General features: G+C 70.5%; 6 protein-coding genes. 1 reads left to right on the plus strand and 5 read right to left on the minus strand.

Going from position 1 to position 4,328, the window contains the following annotated elements; all coding sequences use genetic code 11:
- The 4 genes from G6017_RS09970 to groES all read right to left on the minus strand — a co-directional run.
- Positions 1–246 (minus strand): anti-sigma-D factor RsdA (locus G6017_RS09970; protein ID WP_347237981.1); only part of this gene is annotated, 246 nt, incomplete at its 3' end.
- Positions 243–824 carry a sigma-70 family RNA polymerase sigma factor gene (locus G6017_RS09975; protein ID WP_179524690.1) on the minus strand — a complete coding sequence of 194 codons (582 nt, stop codon included), beginning with the start codon at positions 822–824 and terminating at the stop codon, positions 243–245. The genes G6017_RS09975 and G6017_RS09970, both read right to left, overlap by 4 nt.
- A gap of 270 nt (positions 825–1,094) precedes the next feature.
- Complete coding sequence (groL, locus tag G6017_RS09980; RefSeq protein WP_179524689.1) at positions 1,095–2,717, minus strand: chaperonin GroEL; 1,623 nt, start codon at positions 2,715–2,717, stop codon at positions 1,095–1,097.
- 144 nt (positions 2,718–2,861) lie between these two features.
- Positions 2,862–3,149 (minus strand): co-chaperone GroES, encoded by a 288-nt coding sequence (gene groES / locus G6017_RS09985; RefSeq protein ID WP_017837219.1) that lies wholly within the window; start codon positions 3,147–3,149, stop codon positions 2,862–2,864.
- A gap of 271 nt (positions 3,150–3,420) precedes the next feature.
- Here groES and G6017_RS09990 point away from each other — a divergent pair, with 271 nt between their 5' ends.
- The gene (locus G6017_RS09990) at positions 3,421–3,792 is read left to right on the plus strand and encodes a DUF4190 domain-containing protein (RefSeq protein WP_179524688.1); all 372 of its coding nucleotides are present in this window, start codon (positions 3,421–3,423) and stop codon (positions 3,790–3,792) included.
- Between the two features lie 36 nt (positions 3,793–3,828).
- Here G6017_RS09990 and G6017_RS09995 read toward each other — a convergent pair.
- Positions 3,829–4,328 (minus strand): Kae1-like domain-containing protein (locus tag G6017_RS09995; protein WP_524536279.1); only part of this gene is annotated, 500 nt, incomplete at its 5' end.

The raw sequence follows: 4,328 nt of genomic DNA on the forward strand, positions 1-4,328 counted from the left end.
GACGTTCGGCGCGAGCGCGGCCTCGATCTCCTCCTGCCCCGGCAGATCGGGCAGGGGCGCGGAGTCGACCTCCTCGCGCCAGTCGGCGAGCAGCGCGGCCAGGGCGTCGGAGCCGGCGGGGCGGTCGCCCACCCCGAGGACGCGCAGGAGCTCGTCGTCACGCTCCACCGCCTCCGGATCCGGACCGTGCGCGTCGAGGGAGGCGGCGTCGTCCCGGGTGCCGGGGTCGACATCGTCGTCGTTCATCGCCATCGCTCCTCTCCGTCCTGCTCGATCCTGGTCCGGAGCTGCTTCATGGCCCGGTGTTGGGCCACCCGCACGGCTCCGGCCGTGCTGTCCACTATCTCCGCGGTCTCCTCCGCGGAGAGTCCCACGACCACCCGCAGTCGGATGATCTCCCTCTGCTTCTCGGGCAGGGTTCCCAGTAGACGACTCATCGCCCTGGCCACCTCGCCGTCGAGGATGTGATCCTCCGGTCCCGTCTCCGTGGAGAGCACCTCCGGGAGGTACTCGACGGGATCCGACTTGTTCCGTGCGGCGCCCCGGTGCGCGTCCGCGACCTTGTGTGCGGCGATCCCGTACACGAAGGCCATGAAGGGACGACCCTGATCCCGGTACCCGGGCAACGCCGAGAGCACCGCGATCAGCACCTCCTGTGCGACATCGTCAGCAGAAAGGTTGACCCTCTCCGCACCCCCGACGCGGGAGCGGCAATACCGCACCACCCCGGGACGGACGAGTTCGAGTACCCGCGTGGCCGCCGAACGGTCTCCTTTGACCGCGGCGGCGACGGCGAGTTCCAACTCGTCTGCTGTACCTGTCATCGATTTAGGGGGGCCTCTCGTTACACGGGTGTGCTACGGGGCACGGCCTTTCTGTCGGGGTGCGGCGCCGGACCGTCGCGGTCTCACGTCCGGACCGTCGCGGCCGGCGGGGCGTGGGCACAGGATACTTCTGCGACCCCTGTGCCGGAGGTCATCCGGTGAGGGCCCAGCGTAGCCGCTCGGAGCGGGGTGAGACGACATCACCGGTCGCCGGACGACGAGCGGGCCCCGGTCCCGCGGGTGCGGGACCGGGGCCCGGTCGGGACGGGATCAGTGCGAGTGACCGGCGTGTGAGTGCCCGCCGGGCGCCTCCTGCTCGGGCTTCTCGACGATCGCCGTCTCGGTGGTCAGCACCATCCGCGCGACGGAACAGGCGTTGACGACGGCCGAGTGGGTGACCTTCACCGGGTCGATGATGCCCGCCGAGACGAGGTCACCGTACTCGCCGGTGGCGGCGTTGAAGCCGTCCCTCGGACCGAGGTCGGCGACCTTGCTCACCACGACGGAGCCGTCCTCGCCCGCGTTGGCGGCGATCCAGAACAGTGGCGCCGCCAGCGCCTTGCGGACGACGTTCACCCCCACCGCCTCGTCGGCGTCGGTGGTGTCCTCGGCGAGCCGGGCGAGCGACGCCGCGGCCTGGACGAGCACGGAACCGCCACCGGCGATCACGCCCTCCTCGACGGCGGCCTTGGCCGAGTTGACCGCGTCCTCGACGCGGAGCTTGCGCTCGGTGAGCTCCGTCTCGGTGGCGGCGCCGACGCGGATGACCGCGACGCCCCCGGAGAGCTTGGCGATGCGCTCCTCGAGCTTCTCGCGGTCCCAGTCGGAGTCGGTGTTCTCGGCCTCGCGGCGCAGCTGCGCCACCCGGGCGTCGACGTCGGCCTGGTCACCGTCACCGTCGACGATGATCGTCTCGTCCTTGGAGACGGTCACGCGGCGGGCGTGTCCGAGCACCTCGAGGCCACAGTCGGAGAGCTTCATGCCCAGGTCCGGGCTGACGACCTGACCCTTGAGGACGATAGCGAGATCGTCCTGGAAGGCCTTGCGGCGGTCGCCGAAGAACGGGGCCTTGATCGCGACGACCTTGATGGTCTTGCGGATCGAGTTGACGACCAGCGTCGACAACGCCTCGCCGTCGACGTCCTCGGCCACGACGAGCAGCGGCTTGCCGGTCTCGGCGACCTTCTCGAGCAGCGGGAGCAGGTCGGGGAGGGAGCTGATCTTCTCGCGGTGCAGCAGGACCAGGACATCCTCGTAGATGGCCTTCTGCTCGTCGGGGTCGGTGACGAAGTAGGGGCTGAGGTAGCCCTTGTCGAAGGCGATGCCCTCGGTCACGGCGACCTCGGTGTGCAGGCCCTGGGATTCCTCGACGGACACGACGCCGTTGACACCCACGGCGTCCATGGCCTCGGCGACCATCCGGCCCACCTCGGGGTCACGGGAGGAGACCGTGGCGACCTGCGCCACCCCCTCGGACCCCGACACCGGGGTGGCGGCGGACTTGAGGAACTCGACGACGGCGGCCGAGGCCTTCTCGATGCCCTTGCCCATGGCCATCGGGTTGGATCCGGCGGCCACGTTGCGCAGCCCCTCACGGATGAGCGCCTGCGCGAGCACCGTCGCGGTGGTCGTGCCGTCACCGGCCACGTCGTTGGTCTTGGTGGCGACGCTCTTGACCAGCTGGGCACCGAGATTCGCGAACGGCTCGGAGAGTTCGATCTCGCGGGCGATGGAGACACCGTCGTTCGTGACGGTGGGGCCACCGAAGGCCTTGGCCAACACGACGTGCCGACCCTTCGGGCCGAGCGTGACCTTGACGGTGTCGGCGAGTTGGTCGACACCGGCGAGCATGCCCTTACGGGCCTCCTCGTCGAACGCTATCAACTTGGACATTGATGGGACTCCTGGAAGGAAGAGGGTGTTCGGGACGGACGGGTCGTACTGCGTAACGGACCGGTGCGACACCGGTGAGACACCACCGCCCCGGCGGGCCGGACACTGGCCGGCGCCACCGGGGCGGGGTTGTACCGACTCACGTCAGTCGATGACCGCGAGAACGTCGCGCGAGGAGAGGATCAGGTACTCCTTGCCCTCGTACTTGATCTCGGTTCCGCCGTACTTGGAGTAGATGACCTTGTCCCCCTCCTTGATGTCCATGGGGATGCGGTCGCCGTCCTCGTCGAAGCGGCCCTTGCCGACCGCGACGACGGTGCCCTCCTGGGGCTTCTCCTTGGCGGTGTCCGGGATGACGAGGCCGGACGCCGTGGTGGTCTCGGCAGCGGTGGCCTCGACGAGAATCTTGTCCTCAAGCGGCTTGATCGCCACGATGGATCCTCCGTGTGTAGATGGCTGGTGTGTTCAGGGGGGCGGGGCACCGGGGTGGCGTCGTCGCGGGTGACGCGACCGGGTCCATGCCTATTGGCACTCTATATGCGCGAGTGCCAGCACTCAAGTGTCCCGGGTGCCCGATCCGGCCCCGTTCGCGGACGGCGAACACCACCCGGCCCCCACACACCCGCTCGAGCACGCCGCCGGGCGCGCGGGCCCCGCGTACGATCAGCGGGAAGTCCCGCCGCCCCCGGGAGGAGTCGTCGCCATGTCCCGTACCCCCTCCGGTGACGCGGACGCGTCCGGCCGGCGGGATCCGGAGGACCCCGGCGACGAGTCGCACGCCGGTCCCCCCGACGTCAACGGGACGGCGCTCGCCGCGGTCGTGTTGGCGGTGGGCAACGTCGTGTTCGGGTCCTTCCTCGGACTGTTCCTGCCCGCGGTCCCCGCGGTCTTCGCGCTCGCGTCGGTCCTGCTCGGCCATCTCGCCCTGGCCAGGATCAACCGGACCGGACAGGCCGGGCGCGGTCTCGCCCTCACCGCCCTCGCGGTGGGGTACCTGTGGTTGGTCCTGATCACCCTGCTGGTCTGCGGGATGCTGCTGTTCACCGGGTACGGCTTCGCACTGCTCGGGTTCTGAGGCACCCGCCTCACCACCCTCCTCACACCACCCGCCTCACACCAGCTGGGTCACCCCGACCGTGAGCCCCGGATCCGCCGCCACGGTGAGGGCACTGGGTTCGGCACCCGCCGCGAGGAGCGCGGACGCCACCGCCACGACCATCGCCCCGTTGTCCGTGCACAGCCGCGGCCGGGGGACGCGGAGGCGGATCCCGGCCTCGGCGCACCGCTGCGCCGCCAGCTCCCGCAGCCGGGAGTTCGCGGCGACGCCGCCGCCGACGAGCAGGGTCGACACCCCGAGATCTGTGCAGGCCCGCACGGCCTTCATGGTGAGCACGTCCGCCACGGCCTCCTGGAACGACGCGGCCACGTCGGCGACCTCGAGGTGCACCCCGTCGCGCTCGGCGGCCTCGATCCGGCGCGCGACGGAGGTCTTGAGCCCGGAGAAGGAGAAGTCGTGTCGGGCGTCCCGGGGCCCGGTCATCCCGCGGGGGAAGGGTATGGCCGCCGGGTCACCGGACGCCGCGAGTCGATCGATCACCGGACCGCCCGGGA

The sequence above is a fragment of the Dietzia sp. B44 genome, from assembly GCF_014145245.1.
Taxonomy (GTDB): Bacteria; Actinomycetota; Actinomycetes; order Mycobacteriales; family Mycobacteriaceae; genus Dietzia; species Dietzia natronolimnaea.

What these genes read in the sequence shown, in the direction of transcription:
- G6017_RS09990 (WP_179524688.1), top strand. Translation starts at nt 3,421, where the DNA reads ATGTCCCGTACCCCCTCCGGTGACGCGGACGCGTCCGGCCGGCGGGAT.
- groL (WP_179524689.1), bottom strand. Translation starts at nt 2,717, where the DNA reads ATGTCCAAGTTGATAGCGTTCGACGAGGAGGCCCGTAAGGGCATGCTC.
- G6017_RS09975 (WP_179524690.1), bottom strand. Translation starts at nt 824, where the DNA reads ATGACAGGTACAGCAGACGAGTTGGAACTCGCCGTCGCCGCCGCGGTC.